At 33.1% G+C, this 17,482-nt stretch carries 9 protein-coding genes; 2 read left to right on the top strand and 7 right to left on the bottom strand.

Features of this window, described 5'->3' with window-relative positions; translation table 11 throughout:
• Nucleotides 1–72 precede the first annotated feature (72 nt).
• From KM029_RS21055 to KM029_RS21080, 6 genes are all read right to left on the bottom strand, one after another.
• Nucleotides 73–837: an SDR family NAD(P)-dependent oxidoreductase gene (locus KM029_RS21055; RefSeq protein ID WP_184679457.1), complete on the bottom strand. Its 765-nt coding sequence runs from the start codon at nucleotides 835–837 to the stop codon at nucleotides 73–75.
• A gap of 69 nt (nucleotides 838–906) precedes the next feature.
• The gene (locus KM029_RS21060) at nucleotides 907–1,929 is read right to left on the bottom strand and encodes a zinc-dependent alcohol dehydrogenase (protein WP_144075786.1); all 1,023 of its coding nucleotides are present in this window, start codon (nucleotides 1,927–1,929) and stop codon (nucleotides 907–909) included.
• 13 nt (nucleotides 1,930–1,942) lie between these two features.
• On the bottom strand, nucleotides 1,943–4,531 hold the full coding sequence (locus tag KM029_RS21065) for a glycoside hydrolase family 2 TIM barrel-domain containing protein (protein ID WP_144075787.1): 2,589 nt from the start codon (nucleotides 4,529–4,531) through the stop codon (nucleotides 1,943–1,945).
• Nucleotides 4,532–4,663: 132 nt separating this feature from the next.
• Complete coding sequence (locus tag KM029_RS21070; protein WP_144075788.1) at nucleotides 4,664–6,256, bottom strand: carbohydrate binding domain-containing protein; 1,593 nt, start codon at nucleotides 6,254–6,256, stop codon at nucleotides 4,664–4,666.
• A 31-nt stretch (nucleotides 6,257–6,287) separates the two neighbouring features.
• Nucleotides 6,288–8,006, bottom strand: coding sequence for a RagB/SusD family nutrient uptake outer membrane protein (locus KM029_RS21075; RefSeq protein ID WP_144075789.1), 1,719 nt, complete (start codon nucleotides 8,004–8,006; stop codon nucleotides 6,288–6,290).
• Between the two features lie 21 nt (nucleotides 8,007–8,027).
• The gene (locus KM029_RS21080; protein WP_144075790.1) at nucleotides 8,028–11,117 is read right to left on the bottom strand and encodes a SusC/RagA family TonB-linked outer membrane protein; all 3,090 of its coding nucleotides are present in this window, start codon (nucleotides 11,115–11,117) and stop codon (nucleotides 8,028–8,030) included.
• 282 nt (nucleotides 11,118–11,399) lie between these two features.
• Between KM029_RS21080 and KM029_RS21085 the strand changes: the two genes are divergently transcribed.
• The gene (locus tag KM029_RS21085) at nucleotides 11,400–13,076 is read left to right on the top strand and encodes a tetratricopeptide repeat protein (RefSeq protein ID WP_184679453.1); all 1,677 of its coding nucleotides are present in this window, start codon (nucleotides 11,400–11,402) and stop codon (nucleotides 13,074–13,076) included.
• A gap of 479 nt (nucleotides 13,077–13,555) precedes the next feature.
• Nucleotides 13,556–14,278, top strand: coding sequence for an Imm52 family immunity protein (locus KM029_RS21090; protein ID WP_144075792.1), 723 nt, complete (start codon nucleotides 13,556–13,558; stop codon nucleotides 14,276–14,278).
• A gap of 665 nt (nucleotides 14,279–14,943) precedes the next feature.
• On the opposite strand, the gene KM029_RS21095 is transcribed toward KM029_RS21090, so the two are convergent.
• On the bottom strand, nucleotides 14,944–17,475 hold the full coding sequence (locus KM029_RS21095; protein ID WP_158631163.1) for a carbohydrate-binding protein: 2,532 nt from the start codon (nucleotides 17,473–17,475) through the stop codon (nucleotides 14,944–14,946).
• Nucleotides 17,476–17,482 lie beyond the last annotated feature (7 nt).

Genomic DNA, 17,482 nt, shown 5'->3' on the forward strand with positions numbered 1-17,482 from the left:
ATATCCATTACGTTATTAAGTATCCATAAATCAAAGTATAAAGTATACTTCTATGCACACTGATGAATTGGCTTATCTACCCATCCATCCACCGTCAACAAGCATAATACTACCGTGCATGTAAGACGCTGCTTCTGATGATAAGAATACAACAGGGCCTGCAAAATCTTCTGCTTCTCCCCATCTTCCTGCAGGAATTCTTGATAAAATAGATGTAGAACGTTCTGCATCATTTCTTAATGCTTCTGTATTATCAGTGCTGATGTAACCAGGAGCTACAGCATTTACATTTACACCTTTACTTGCCCATTCGTTAGCAAATGCCATTGTTAATTGCCCAATTGCACCTTTACTAGCCGCATAACCAGGAACAGTTATCCCTCCTTGAAAAGTAAGTAAAGAAGCTGTGAAAATTACTTTACCACTACCTCTAGCTACCATATCTTTACCAATTTCTCTAGTTAAAATAAACTGAGCATTTTGATTAACCTCTACTACTTTATCCCACATTTCATCAGGATGCTCTGCAGCTGGTGTACGTAAAATTGTACCTGCATTATTGATCAAGATATCTATCTGAGGATGATTACCTTTTACGGTCAAAATAAAGTCATACAATGATTTTCTATCAGAAAAATCACATTGATAAGCTTTAAATTTACGTCCTCTTTTTTCTACTTCTTTTTGCACATCACTTCCCTCCAATTCTAAAGTTGCAGAAACACCAATAATATCGGCTCCAGCTTCTGCTAAACCTATTGCCATTGCTTTACCAATACCTCTTTTACAGCCAGTTACTAATGCAACTTTTGAATTGAGTTGAAATTTATCTAAAATACCCATGTCTATTAAATTTTAGTTGATTGAATTGTTTGTTGTTTAGCTTATTATTAAGTATTACAATAATTAATTATCGTTACACTTAATAAGATATTTCATACCTTCAGGATTCTTATCGATTTCATCAAAAATAGATTGAATATTATCTAAATCATCTACTTTTGTTATTAGATCTTCAAAAGGAATATTCCCTGAACTAGCAATTTTTATTGCCTCCTCATAATCATCTTCTTCGTATAAACGAGCACCAAGTAACTCTATTTCAGACCAAAAGAACTTGAATAAATCTACCTTCTTTTGTTCTCCACCATGTATGGCAACCATTACAATTCTGCCCCTTACATTAACTACTTCTGTCATTGTTTGCACACCAGGTGCTGAACCAGAAACTTCAAAAGCACAATCAATCATTGCTTCTCCAGTTAACTCAGATATACGTTCTGAAAGGTTTTCTTTTGCTGGGTTAATTGTTGTAAAACCTAACTCGTTCAACATTTTTAACCTTGTCTCATTCACTTCTGAAATGATTACATTAGCTCCTTTTTCCTTTATCACATAACCAATCAAAGTACCTATTGGACCACCACCAATCACCAAACAATTCTCTCCTGCTTTTACTCTGCCAATTTTCACATCGTGACAAGCAACAGACAAAGGCTCAATAAATGCTCCGTGCATTAAGTTTACTTGTTCTGGTAGTTTATGTAAAGTGTAAGAAGGTACAGTCCAGCTATTTTGAAAAGCTCCGCTAGAATCTATCCCAATAAATTTAAGGTTTTTACCTACATGTTTAAATCCTTTATCAAATGGATGTTCATCTCCAAAATGTAAAGGTCTTACTGCTACTTTATCCCCTACTTTTACATTTGTAACACCCTCTCCAATTTCGGCAACAACTGCAGAAGCTTCATGCCCTACAGTTTGCGGAGGACTAACACGCTGATCCATCACACCATGAAAAATATGTACATCTGTACCACATACTCCACAGTACGCAACGTCTAATCTTACCTCGCCAGCTTTAGGTTTTATTTGTTCACCTTTACCAACAGTAAATTTTCCTTTCGATTCATAGAATGCTGCTTTCATCTTTGTTTTCGTTTTAGTTTAACTCTGCATAGACATCTTGTGCCATTGTGCCTTTTTCTTTAATTGTTAGAAGGATTTTATCTTCCAATAAACCCTCTACTTTTGCTTTTACTTCAACTTTACCCTTACCATCTTTCGATTGAAGAATAATAAGTGCTCGCCCATTTGAAGTCAATAATTTTCTTGCATTGTGCGTTTGCACATTATTTATTGCACCATTATCTACACCAAGAACTCTAAGGTTCTCTGGTATTTCAAAATTGATTATTCTTTCTTGATTCTTAACAGGCAAACCGTCTGCATCTACTAATTGAGCGACAACATGTGCTACTTCGTACTCATCATTATCAATAGAAGATTTATCTACAGACAATTTCACACCGGTTGGTTTACCTGCAGTTTGTAAAGTAGTTTCTATCTTCTGACCATTTTTAATACCTACTGCAGTCAATTTTCCTTTCTCAAAAGGAACCGCCCATTTATAAATATGATCTTCAAACTCAGAAAGGTTTCTTTGCCCTAAACTTTTCTCATTTAAGAACAATTCTATTGACTCACAATTAGAGTACATTTCTACACTAATTAATTGTTTGTCAGTATAGTTCCAATGATTATTCACATCGTGCCATTCCCATAATGCCTGCTTCCATGCATTTGGATCTTTTGCTACCATTAATCCTGTTTTTGGATCAATTTTATTAATAGATTTCTCTATTTCTTGCGTGGCAATATAAGTATGAGGATCATCAGACCATAACGTTTTAATCATGTGATAAGAGGGTTTTGTAAAACCTGCAAAATCTATCATTCCTGCGTTATTTCCCTTTATAGGCCATGGTCCTCTAATTTCACCTAAATAATCAATTCCTGTCCAAAAGAAAGTTCCCGCAATAAAAGGTCTGTCCATTACCGCTTTCCACTCGTGGTATTGAGCTAAATTTTCAGTACCCATTATTACTTTATTTGGATACATTTCGTGCCCATAATCATACAGCACTCTTCTGTAACTGTATCCCACAATATCTAAAGATTGTCCGTATTGCGTTTCGTGAGAAGCGGATGGTAAAATACAATTGGCTACAACAGGTCTAGATGTGTCCATTTCTTTCGTCCAACCAACTAACTTTTTTGCTGTAATTCCTATGTCGTATTTTTGATGAGGCAGTGTAGTTAACTCCTCTTTAATTTTGGCTGTTGAATAAGGTGGTTTAGACCAAAAGTAATTCCCATTCCAATTCATATTTCCAAAAAAACCTGTTGCTTTTGCTACTCTAGGATACGTCCATTCTATTTCGTTACCAATACTCCACTGAAAAATTGAAGGGTGATTACGGTGAGATTTCATTACAGATTTTAAATCATCTTCTCCATAATTATGGAAATAATTAGCGTAACCTTCCGTCTCTTTATTTTGAGATTGTTCTTTCTGATTAAAACGTTTGTCTTTTGGATAGTCCCACTCATCAAAAAATTCATCTTGAACTAAAAAGCCTAATTCATCACATAAATCAAGAAATTCTGATGAAGCTGGGTTATGAGCAATTCTTATCGCATTACAACCTCCATCTTTTAAGGTTTGTAATCGTCTTCTCCAAACATCTTTAGGTACTGCAGTTCCTACAAGACCAGCATCATGATGAAGACAAACCCCTTTAATCTTCATATTTTTATCATTTAAGAAAAACCCTTTGTTCGCATCAAATTTTATTTTTCTTACGCCAAAATTACTTGATAGTACATCTATTTGTTCATTATCAATTTGTAATCTTGTAATTGCTTTGTATAAATGTGGGTTCTCTACATCCCACATAATTGGATTTGATATTTTGATTTTTTGAATGACTTCTATCTCTTTGTTTTTATCAATTGCTAGTGTTTTTGATGATTCTCCAACCTTTATTCCATCATCATTATAAAGTTCTGTAAGTAATTTAAATGATTTATCTTCGTTATAATCATTTCTAATTGTAGTGGTTACATTCACCAAGGCATTATCATTTACTACCTCTGGTGTAGTAATAAATGTACCCCAAATTGGTACATATAATTTATTTGTTACTACTAATTTTACATTTCTATAAATACCAGCTCCAGTATACCATCTGCTATCTGCATACCTTGTATGATCTACTTTAACAGCTAAAGTATTTTTTGAATTCTTTTTGATGTATGGTGTTAGGTCGTAGTAAAATGGAGAATATCCATACGGATGAAAACCTAATTTCTTTCCGTTGATAAACACTTCTGAATTATTATAAACGCCATCAAAATGGATAAACGCTTTTTGCGAATTACTTAGAACTAAATCAAATTCTTTTCTGTACCAACCCGTTCCTCCTCCAAAAATATATCCCGTTGCAGGAGCAAATTCAGCATTAGTCGAGTCGTATTGATTGCCAATTACCCAATCATGAGGTAATTTGATATTTTCCCAGTTCTTCTCATTTATTGTTTCACTACTAAAATCACTTTGATTATTGTTTGATAAATGAAATTTCCAGTTAAAATTAAAATCGAGTTCACGTGCTGTTTTATTTGTTTCAGGACTCGCACAGCCAAAACATAATGTAAACAGAGTGAGTAAATAAATTACATTCTTCATTTGTTATTTAGAGTTATCAACCTCCCTATTTTCTACATTTTTTTAATGTGACATGATAGCATTAATAAAAAATCAAGGAAGTTAAATGGAGTACTTCAGCGTACCGAAGTACTCCATATATTTTGGTTTTTGTTATGGTCTTAAATTCACTTCAGAAATTGTGAAGTCATCCATGTAGAATTCCAAATTAGATGTGTTTGCAGGGTTATTACCTCTAAACATCATGTAATAGTCTCCTGAGTCTGGGAAACTTTGGAATGTTAAACGAGCATATACCCACTCACCTACAGGTGTTTGTGTTGTAAAGTCGAATCTACCTGCTCCCCAATCTGTACCTGGTTCAAAGAAGAAGATTATGTTTGGAACTTCACCGGCAGCATCATCAATAGTACTAGTACCACTAATAACTTTTACCCATACTCCAATTTCATAATTTTTACCTGCTTCTACAGTAAATGTTAGGTTTTCACCATTTCCATCTCTGTGTCCTAAAATTGCTCCCTCACCTGGGTTCATAGAAATTTTAGCACTTTTAGCACCAGATTTGGCATCCTCATCAACTACATCTAAAGTATATCCATCCCAAGGAGCACCCCACCATAAATATGGCCAGTTAGCAGCTGTAGATGTTTCGAAACTATTATCAAAAGCAGACTCTACTAATAGGTTAGTTGCTGGTTTAAAGACTAATAAGTTATCAATAAACGCTGTTGCTTTCACAAAATCTGTTGTTTGTAAACTTCCCGGTGTATAAGATACATAGATGTAATCATCATTATACAATGTCTCATTTTCTAAAGAAATAAGAACAACGTTTCCTTCTTCCGGATCTATCATTACACTAGCAATTTCAGGTGTCCATTCTGTACCGTTATTTGCCATTTTTACAGCAAAGTTGGCCGCATTAATTGATGAAGGATCCATCTCTCTAGAATAATCAAGAGCAATGTAACCGTTCTTTTCATAGATATCAGTTAATCTTACTGGCTGATCCGAAGGAATAACCTTAATAAGATTTGTGAAAGACAATGTATCAGCACCATAAGGTCTTGATCTATCAGCAATTACATCAACAGAATATGTTCCTAAACGCTTATATAAAACATCTGTTTCATCTGCAGAACCATCCGTAATTTGTGTTTGATCATACACTATTTCATCGGGAGTTCCTCCCTCAAAAGTGTACGTTAACTGAGCTGGTTCACCTTTAGAAGTATAGAAAAATCTCACAGAATTACCTGCCATCAATTCATTTTCAGCATTAAGGTCAAGATCAGCACCTAACGTTCCATCTGTATTTACATATTTTGCAGATAATGCAAGTTGTACAGGATCTAAAACAGTAACTGTATAAGTTGTATCTAATTGAGTTCCTACTTGAGTAGAATCTACAAATGCATTTGTAGAGAAAGTTTGACTTAACTTTACATCATATTGCCCTACAGTATTAAATACTACATGAATAACATCTTTATCTGATGTAGTTACATTTTCTGTTCCTTCAATTGTTGCCCCTTCTGGTAAGGTCCATGTTCTAGAAGTTACACCTCTAGATACATCACCAAAAGAGATGTTACCACCAATTTCTACTCTGTTGTCAAAATCTCCTTCAGATGAATATACAACGTGGTGACTTGGTTCTGCTCCTGGAGCTTCCCATTCCGTCTGACAGCCAAAAAGCATTGCTACCAGAGAAAATAATAATATATGATTAAATCTTTTCATTTCGATTTCTTCTTCTAGTTTAAAAAACTTTTTAGTTGCTAGTTAACCCAGTGTTAATTTGCTTTTCACTTGTTGGAATTGGGTAATAATCATGCACTTCAGGGTTATAGATTTCTGAAGAAACAGCATAATCTGGTCGTACTCTTTCCACAATATATAATGGTGCTTGGTTCTCTATAGAAGAGAAATTAGCAATTCTCCATTCTTCATCTCTACGGTTTTGCTTAAGTACTTCAGACATGATTCCCCATCTCGTTAAGTCTCTCCATCTGTGGCCTTCAAAACATAATTCTAAAGGTCTTTCAACCATTCTTAAGTGCGTTCTCACTGTTTCTACAGATGGAACTACTTGAGTATGAGGAGTACCTGTTACTTGAGTACTTTCATGAAGTGCTGGGAATGTACCTCCATTCTCAGTAACATAAAGTGCTAAAGTTTTCACACCTGCTCTTGCTCTAACCATATCTATATAAGTCATAGCTGTAGTAAAATCATTTGATCCTTCAAGAACTGCCTCTGCATACATTAATAAAACATCTGCATAACGAATATGTCTCCAGTTAATTCCTGATCTACCTTGAGCATCTTCATATTGCTTTTTGTACCAATTAGAGAATTTCTTTACATAAGCAGACTGACCATAAGCCCAACCTGTTTTTTCTCCAGTTAACTCTTCAAAGTATAACCCATCGTACTCTCTTGGTACAATAGAAGCATGCATTCTTTGTGATGTAGTAAACCCATTATTGATACTATTAGTAGGATCCATTTCGTCAAACACCATTAATTCGTGTAAGAAGTAAGAAGCTATTACTGTGTTATAACCACCAGCACTTAATGGAGCAGTTTGGGTACACATATTTGTTGCTTCTCCTGATGTCTCAAAAGGATTATCATCAATTGTTTCTCCAGAGGCACCTGGTTTTAATACATCTGAATAAGCCACTTCAAAGATAGACTCTACATTGTATTCGTTTTCATCTGAGAAATTATCACCAATATTTGCTGTTAAACTATATACTCTGCTATCAATTACTTCTTTAAAGTAAGTAGCGGCATTAGTATAATCTTTATTATATAATGCAATTTTACCTAATAAAGAAGTAGCAGCACCCCATGTTACACGACCAACGTTTCCGTTTCCGCCCCATTCTAATGGAAGATGTTGTTTGGCAAATTCTAGATCTGGAATAATTACTTCATTTGTAACCTCTTCTTTAGAAGTAATGTTCTTATTTAATTCGTTTGGATCAGTAACTACATCTAAGTGTACAACTGCTCCATTGTAAGAGTTTACTAGTTCAAAGTAGAAAAATGCTCTTAAAAACTTAGCCTGAGCTTCAATTTCAGTTTTCTCATCAGCAGTTAAATCAGCATCTTCATTCGCTAAATTTACAATTACCTGATTTGCTCTGAAAATACCCACATATGCTTCGTTCCATTTATTTTGAACATGCTCTGATGCATCATTAACTGTTAACTCTGAAAATGGATATTGAGGGTACCAATTTTCTGTACCTGCCATATCGGCTCTAACCATTTCATAACTAATATTTGCTCCACTTAAAGAACTGAATTGTAAGGCACCATATACAGTATTTAGCGCTTTATTAAAATCATCATTAGATTTCCAAAAACTTGCTGGAGTTATACTGTTAGGGTTTTCTTGAGTTAGGAATTTATCTTCGCTACAGCCGATCATTACCATAGCAGAGATCAATCCTAATATTAATTTATTAATCTTTTTCATATAAAAAATCTTTTGTAGTTTCTAGAAGTTTAATTTCACACCGCCTAAGAATCTTCTTGATACAGGATAGTTTCCAGCATCAACACCTCTCATGTATAGACCATCACCACCAACTTCTGGGTCATAACCTTTATATTTTGTAAATGTGAAAGGGTTTTGAGCAGTAAAATAGAATCTTAATGAATTGATCTTGTTATTAAAGATCTGATTTGGGATAGTGTATCCTAACGTCATGTTTCTGATTCTTAAATAAGTACCATCTTCTAAGAAGTAATCTGATCTTGCTCTTGTATTTTCGTGCTCTTGGTTACCTCGTGCTGTTGGAATATTAGAATCTGCATTCTGAGGTGTCCACATGTAAAGTTGGTCTTTATGACGTGAATTACTGTAGGCATACAATTCAGAACCATTGTATATTTTAGACCCATGAGAATAATACAATTGCATATAGAAATCAAAACCTTTATAAGATGCATTAATACCCATACCCATGTTGAACTTTGCTTGTCCTGAACCTGCATACACTCTATCGTTATCATCAATTACACCATCACCGTTTTGATCTTTATACATCATATCACCAATCAAAGCACTACCGTTCAATTCTTTATAAGCTTCAAGTTGTTCAGAAGTTTTAATCACACCTTGATTCTCTAATAAGAAGAATGCTCCTGCTTCGTATCCTTTAATTAAGAAAGTTGTTGGATCTGTTCTTTCACCTCTAGAAGTAATTGGAACACCACCACTTAATGCAAAGCCTTCTAAACCATTTAAGTCTGTAACTTTATTTTGATTTTGGGCATAAGTACCTGTTACACTCCATTGGAAGCCATTCTCATATGCTTGCTTATAAGACAATGATAACTCAAGACCTTGGTTATACATATCGCCAGCATTCACAACAATATTGTTGTAAAAACTTACTGCTCTTGTTGCCCAAGTACCAGAAGATGGTGCTAAACGTTGATTTAGTAACATATCTTCTTTATTGTTTCTATATACATCTGCAGTAAATTGCAAACGATCATTAAACATGCTTAAATCAATACCAATGTTTTTTGAGATTGTTGTTTCCCATTTAATACCTTGGTTAGCGTATTGTCTTTGGATAGCTCCAACACCTAGTTCTTCACTTCCTTCAGGTCCGAAAGGATAATCTACACCAGATTCAATCACTGGAATGTACATGTATGGATCGATGTTTTGATTACCAACCTCACCATAACTTGCTCTAATCTTTAAGTTATTTACAAAGCTTAAAGACGTACTATTTTTAAAGAAGTTCTCTTCTGAAATATTCCAACCTACTGAACCTCCGAAGAATGTACCGTATCTATTTTCTTCTGAGAAGTTTGAAGAACCATCATTTCTTACACTGAATGAAGCCAAATACTTGTTATCATAGTTGTATTGTGCTCTAAACATTTTACCAACTAATGATTGTGTATTTTGAGATCCATAAGGTTTAGTAGATGTTGTTCCAGCACCTAAAACGGGTGTGCTATTACTTAATAAACCTACTACACCTACACCCATTTGTTTATAGTTGTATTCCTCCCAAGAATATACAGCTGTTAATCCAATATTGTGTTTACCAAATGAATGGTCATACTTTAATATGTTTTCTAAAGTAACACCTGAGTTAGACAAATAGTCTTCGTTTAACATAGCGTCTACGTTAGAACCTGCAGGTACTAAACCGTTCTCGTTATATACTAAGAATTGAGGTCTGAAATAATTACGTTCATATTCCCAAGTATTTCTACCAAGGTTTATTTGATATTTTAAACCTTTTACAAACTCATATTCTAGCGTTAGTGCCATGTTAGTAGACAGTACATCACGTTGGTCTGTGTTGTTTAACTGTCTCGCTAAATAACCGTATTGTTGTGCATTTTGCGATTCTACAAAGATGCCATTATCACCTACACTTTCAGCATCTGATAAGGCTGGATCCCAAGGTCTTTGCACAATAGCAAGTTCATATAAAGCCCAAGGCTCTTGCATTGTTGTTTCGTCTGTAATACCTAAAGAGGCAAATGCTCTAAATTTGTTCTTCTTAAATTCACCATTAACACGAGTAGTAAATCTTTCAAAACCAGAGTTTATCATTACACCATCTTGGTTAAAGTAGTTTGTAGAAACATTAAACTTTAACTCTTTAGTACCTCCAGAAATTCCTAAGTTATAACTTTGAATAGCAGCATTGTTATTTTGTACATCTCCTACAAAATCACTGTTATTATAAAGAGCATCAGGATTAAATAAGAATGTTATTGGCTCTTGACCAACGGCATTTAATCTTGTTTTTTCTACATACAACTGTTCTGTAGTATTCATTACAGGAGTACCTGAAGTAATGTTTTGAACACCTGCGTAACCAGAGAAATCAACATTTAAAGATCCTTCTTTACCACGTTTAGTAGTAATTAAAATAACACCACCTGCTGCTCTAGTACCATAAATAGATGCTGCTGCACCATCTTTTAATACATCTATACTCTCAATTTGTTCTGGTGCAATGTTAGGATTACCCTGAAATGGGATACCATCTACAATGTATAAAGGTGCACCTGCAGATGTTGCTGAAACAACACCACGGATTTGAATATTTGATTCAGAACCGGGTCTACCTGAACTGGCTTGCACATCTACTCCAGCAATTTGTCCTTGAAGGGATTCTCCAAGATCTGAAGTAGGTACTTTCAAAATAGCATCTGATTTTAAGACACCAACAGCACCTGTAATTTCTTTCTTTTTCTGTGTACCATAACCTATAACAACCACTTCTTCTAAAGCTTCTGTGTCCATTTGTAAGCTAATAGATATTAATGCTTCTGTTGTTACTGGTATTACTTGTTGTACATATCCAATAAACGATGCAACGATAGATTCACCTGGTTCAACTACCAATGAGAATTCGCCATCAAAATTTGTAATAGTTCCTTTTGTTGTTTTTTCTATAAAGATATTCACACCTGGTAGTGGCTCTCCTGTCGAAGCATCTACAACTTGGCCTTTTAAAACATTCTGCGCGTATCCATCAATTGACATGATAGAGAACAACGTTAAAGTCAGAATAATTTTAAAAAATACATAAGCTTTATTCATACTTGTATTTAGTTAATTTAGATAAAAGAGTAGTAAGAGCTTTTCAATCAAATGAAATAGTTGCTTTAAAAAGTAAGCGTCTTACAACCGTTACAATTAAGTGTTCGCGAAACCCTTAACAAATATGTGTGAATGAAATTTAAAAATCATATATTTGACTAGATCAAAACTCAACACAGCTAATAATATCTATTAACTCGCCTTGTTTAAACTAGACAAGGTTTTTATAACTAACTGATATTAAGATTTTTAATTATTATAAAAACAATATTTTACTTAATTATGACTAGACAAATAATACTCTACTTTTTAGTCTTTTTCCTTCCAATAAAAACTTGTTTCTCTATAGAAAAAGACACTAAATCTTCAATTAAAACAGAAAAATTAGAAAAAAATTATACTGTACAGCAAAAATCTAGTGTAAATAATACACACCAATACTATAATCAAGCCGAAAGTTTAAAGTTTTCTATGCCTGACTCTGCAATCGAGCTATATTATCAGTCTTTTGATGTTGCAGGAAAAGAAAAAGACAGCTTACAAATGATTAAATCTATGGCTGGGCTAGCTAATTTATATGCTCATAATGGAAAATTTGGTCATGCATACGATGGGTACTGGGAAGCCTTAACTATTGCAGATCAAGTTGGAGATAATGAATCTAGAGTTATTATATATAATGGGCTTGGCTGGCTATATAGTTTCTACGAAAGAAACACCCTTTCATTAGATTATTTTAATAAAGCGATAACAATACTAAAAAAGAATAGTTCTATAAACCGACTATTATTAGTTGATACTTATTACGCAGTTGCTACTTTAAAAAGAAAAATTCAGGATACAGATCAAGCTAGACTTTATTTAGATAGTTGCCTTCAAGTGAAAAAAGAGCATCCAGGTTTACAAGAAACCAATGCATTTATTAATGCAGAATTTGGATATAATCTATATGAAGATGAGGAATACGAAAAAGCATTAAAGATTTTACTTCCTTTAGAACCCTTTTTTAGTGAGTTTAACCATAGTTACTTGGTTATTTACCATTACTTTCTTGGTAATATTTATAATAGAATGGGAAAACTCAAAACAAGTGAAAAGTATTATAAAAGCGCTATTAATACCGGTTTAGTGCATCATACACACTCAGATTTATTCCCTATTATATATGAAGAGCTCTCTACAGTACTTTTAAAATTAAATAAAACTAAGGAGGCATATAAAATGCTGAAAATTTCTAAAGATTTTAACGAGAACCAATATGGTAGTAGAAATACTAGAAATAGACGCTTTTTAGAAATAAAAGATGAGTTCCGTAAAAAACAAGAGCAAGAAAAGGAAATGCTTAGAGAGCAAGAATTGGAACGCTTAACACAAGAAAGTAGAATAAACTATCTTAAAAACATAATTTTCTATGTAACTATTGTTGGTTTAATATCTGTAGTATTTTTTGTGTATCGAACACTTAGAAACAAATATAAAGCTAAGCAGATGCTTTTTATTGAAAAGCAAAAAATGGAAGAGCAGAAAATTAAAGAGGTTCTTGATATTAAAAATAAGGAACTAACAGCTTCTGTTTTACAAATAATTCAACATGAAGAAACGCTTGCTGAAATTAAGCATGATTTATTAAAACAGAAAAAAGAACCTGATGCAAACCAAATAAATAAAATTGCTAAAAAGATTAACCTCAATACAAATAATAACTGGAAAGAATTTGAAGCGAGGTTTATAGAGGTTAATGGTAATTTTTATGAAGAGCTAAATTCTCGTTTTCCTAAACTTACACAAGGAGATCAGAAAATATGTGCACTTATCAAACTTAATTTTGACAGTAAGGGAATGTCCAAGTTATTGGGTATTTCTACAGAATCTGTTCATACAACAAGATACAGATTAAGAAAAAAGTTAGGTTTAGAACGACAAGACAATTTAGAAGAATTTATTTCTCAGATTGGATAGTATACAAAACACCTATTATAGTAAATATAATGGGTGTTTTTTTTCATTAACTACATGATAAGCATTGTACTTTTCAAGTATTAAAAGAAAATTTTCTGGCTTAACTTTTTCTATTTTAATAAAAAACCAAAGCCTGTTTTACTTAATGGAATAATTTTAGCCATTTTTTACTAGGAATTTAACCGTGATTAACTCTAATGAAGAAAAATTATAGTCATTCTTTTACATAATTCATACAAATCCTTTTAGACTCAGTATTTCTTCAAGGTATAGTCTGACTGAGAGGTATAGGTATGGGTTTAATGAAAACAACAGGAGATAAGTTTTTGAACAAGCCGAAAATCAAATTAAACATGCAAATGGAATTCCTGTGCATTGGCACTTTAGTAATAAAGAAGCTGCAGATGCTACTAGGAAATATTTCAATGGAGAAGATGTTAAAGTTAAAGTACATCATACACCAGTAAAAAGATAGAAACATGGAAAGATATTTTTTAGGAACATATTGGGGAGTAAGAAAACTTTCTTTACAGGATTCCTCTTTATTATTATTGGATATCCTTAAGTTAGTTGAAAGCTTTGAGGGAAAAGAGTTGTTTTATAATTTAATAGAAGATGATCATCGTTTAGATTTAAGAGATGAAGACTATTTTATAGATTATGTAACAAGGAAAATTAGACATGAAGAAAATAAGTTCAATAAGGACTATAATCAAGAAGTTGATCTTTTAACAGAGAATGAAAATTATTTTTCTGATGGCGGTTTTACCATGAGTGTAAATATCAGAAATGGTGAATTAATTAAACATGTAAAAGCTAGTGTTGGAAAGTATTCCAAATACTTGACAAATGTGGTTACTATGGATTTAAAGCAAAGTAGTTTAATTAAAGATCATGCTAGATACACATTTTTCTTAAAGGAGTTGTGTGAAATTTTGCAACCTAACAATGCAGGTATTTATAATGATACATTTTCTTATGACATAGCAAATCAGGAGGCAGGAGACTTATACGTATCAGGAATAATGTATTTTTCAAATGAAATAAAAATACCGAATAAAGATTATATTAATGAAATAATCCCTTTAGATAATATTGGAAACCTTGTGATATTAGAAAAGGAATTATTTACTATAAAAGATCCTAAACATGTTGAAAAAGGACTTCAGTTTATAAAAGATTTGTCAATTGTGAATAAATAACCCCAACTGTTCGTAATGTTAAGCGCTAGCATCATTACGAACTATATTATTGTTTAAGTTTCCGAACTTAAAACAAAAAGCCCCACAATCGAAAAACTTGTGGGGTTTACTCTGCCAATAAATCGATCAGCAATTTCAAATCTTTTTCACTAATAGTAGCCTGTTCAGATTTATCATAAATATCCAATAAGAAGACAGTTTCATTGATAATTCTAACATAAGTAATAAGTCTAGCACCACCTGATTTACCCCTCCTTCTCAAGCTTCATTTCTGCAACAGCTTGTTTTACTTTTTTTTCAAAACTGTATCCTTATAAGGCATAAATATATCTGTTTTTAAGTAATTGAAATTATTGAGAATTGCCATAATAAATGTAGCATTGCTCTTTAATAATACTTTCACAACAAATTATTTGAGATAAAGAGATGCACTAACAACTAATAGTTTATACTTTTTGAAATCACTCATAAAGGATTATAAACATAGACCTTTTAGAAAAATTATTATTAATTCATTTCCATCATTGCTTTGGAATAAATTAGAATGTATTCTAGAAACAGATAATTTATACCGTAAACTCACAAATGATTCAAAATTCTTCCAAAAAAAAGGGCTACATAGTGTTTAAACTACATAACCCTTTGGTATAATACTGTATATCAATTTACTTATTAATGATAATCTTTTTTACCATTCTTCTATTGTCTTGAATAACTTCTATAACATAGACACCATTCTGTAATGAACTGATATCTAAAGAATTTGTCACATTTTCTGACAACACTCTAGCCCCCATTGTATTATATACTTTAATAGCAGCTATTGATGATAATCCATTGAAATTTAAAGTGTTCTTAGCTGGATTAGGATACATCGTAACTCCTTGTAATTCGTCTTCTAAAGATAAAACTCTACTGTTCGTATTAACAGCGTTAAATGTAATTTTATCAAGATTCCATTGCCAATCATTACTGCCTGAAGCATAAACTCTAATGGTATGATTACCTGCTGATAAGGTCACTTTGTTTGCAGCTAATAATGAAGTATAAACTTCCCAACCACCTGTATTTTGAACATTATCTTGAGAAACACCTGCTCCATCTACTACAATTTCAATTTGTGCATTATCGCTTGGCGTTGCAATTGTGTAGGTTACGTTAAATGTACCTGCCTCTGGAAGATAAACTTCATAATCCGCCCAATCTTCTGCATTAACATAATTAATTCCATTTGCAGATGCGTTAACACCAAAAGGGACAAAACCGTCATTAAAACTACCACTTGTTTCATTATAGTCTTCCGCTTGAATTACAAAATCTTCGGCTAAAGGAGGCGTTGGTTCTTCAGGATTCGTTCCTGAACCTAATTTTTCTAAATTCATTTTATCAAGATTCCATTGCCAATCATTGCTGCCTGAAGCTTCAATTTTAATTGTGTGATTACCAGTTGTTAGCGATAAATTATTAGAAGCAGTTAATGCTTGGTATGCATCCCACTGTCCATTGTTTTGAACATTATCATCTGCTACTAAATTACCATCAACATAACATGCAATTTTAGCATTATCACTTGGAGTAGATATTTGATAAGTAAGAGAGTAGTCTCCCATTTCAGCAATTGCAACTACATATTCCATGTAATCACCAGCATTAATATAATTAACACCAATTGATGATTTATTTGCACCAAAAGGAACAACACCGTCATTAAATGTACCGCCTGTTGATGAGAAATCTTCAGCTTCAATTTCTAAAGAGCTAATTGGACCTCCAACATCTTCAGCCTCTACAGTAATATTAGAAGTTGCAGTATAACCACCGTCTGTAGATGTAGCTGTAATTATTGCTGTACCAATTCCGTTTGCAGTTAGTAAGCCTGATTGATTAACAGAAACTACATTTGTATTATTAGAAGTAAAAGCAATTGTTTGGATTGTAGCATTCGAAGGCAACACTCTACCTGTTAAGTTACTCGTCTCTCCTTCTGACATAGTTAAATTAGCAGGTGATAAAGAGACACTTTGTACCGCTACATCTGAACCTGGATTAGATGATACAGGTTTGTAAACACGTACCCAATCTACTTTCATTTGATTTTTCGCTGGGTTTTCTAAATCACTTTGTGATGGTGTAGAAGCTGTTAACCACGTTTGTGATTCCATATTAATAATAATATCTAATTCTTTAGTGAATCCTCTAGCCTCTTGTGTTACTCCATTTCCATCTGTATCACTATCATCTCCCCCTTGGAACCAAGCCGGATCAATTACATTAAAACCGTTAGATGCATTAGATGCTTCCTTTAATTTTTCAAAATCGTATGCATTAGATGTAGCATAAGTAGTTACATCTGTATATCCAGATCCGTTGTTAGTAGGAAGATTATATCCATTTACATTCCAATTCATAGAATTAAAATATGTGTATTGCCAAGTTCCGTTGTAATTAGTGGCAATTGCATTATAATACATCACTCTAACTAACTCACCATCAATATAATACTCAAAATGTTTTGGACTAATCCAGTTTACACCCATACGCATATAACGTCGGTTTCCATTATTATAACACCAATCACCCCAACCATAACTTGTACTAACTCTGCTATCTGGATACCAAGAATTTGTATCCCTTGGTTGATAATCAGTAAATGGGTTACGAATAAATGAATGGTGACTAATGTGTGTTAGGTGCTTGTAACCGTTAACACCACCGTAATTCTCAATAATGTCAATTTCTTCTGTATCATCTGGACTTAATAACCAAAAACATGAAGCTAATGATATATTTGCCACACTAATAGACGACTCAACGTATACAGGAAAAAGGACTTTACTATTTGATGTAACACAGCCAGATGCAACACCATAGTTACCTCCTTTGCCATTTTCTGAAGTATAACCTACATTAATAACTAAATTGCTTCCATCTACACTAACATTTTCATTTTTCCAATAGGTATATCCTGGGCCATCCCATCCGTTATGATAGAAATTATACCACTTGTCATCTTCTCCAAAATTTGACCAAGAAGATGAATTAAAATTGTAATTAAAATCATCTGATACATTTTCTTGTAATTCCCATTCTTTGCCACTTCCTGCGTCAGCTGGGATTTCAATTCCACTCCAATCTTGTGCAAAAAGTTGAAAGAATGAAACAAGTAATAACGAAGTTGTAAAAAGTAGTTTCTTCATATCCATT

The sequence above is a fragment of the Flammeovirga kamogawensis genome (assembly GCF_018736065.1).
GTDB classification, from domain to species: domain Bacteria; phylum Bacteroidota; class Bacteroidia; order Cytophagales; family Flammeovirgaceae; genus Flammeovirga; species Flammeovirga kamogawensis.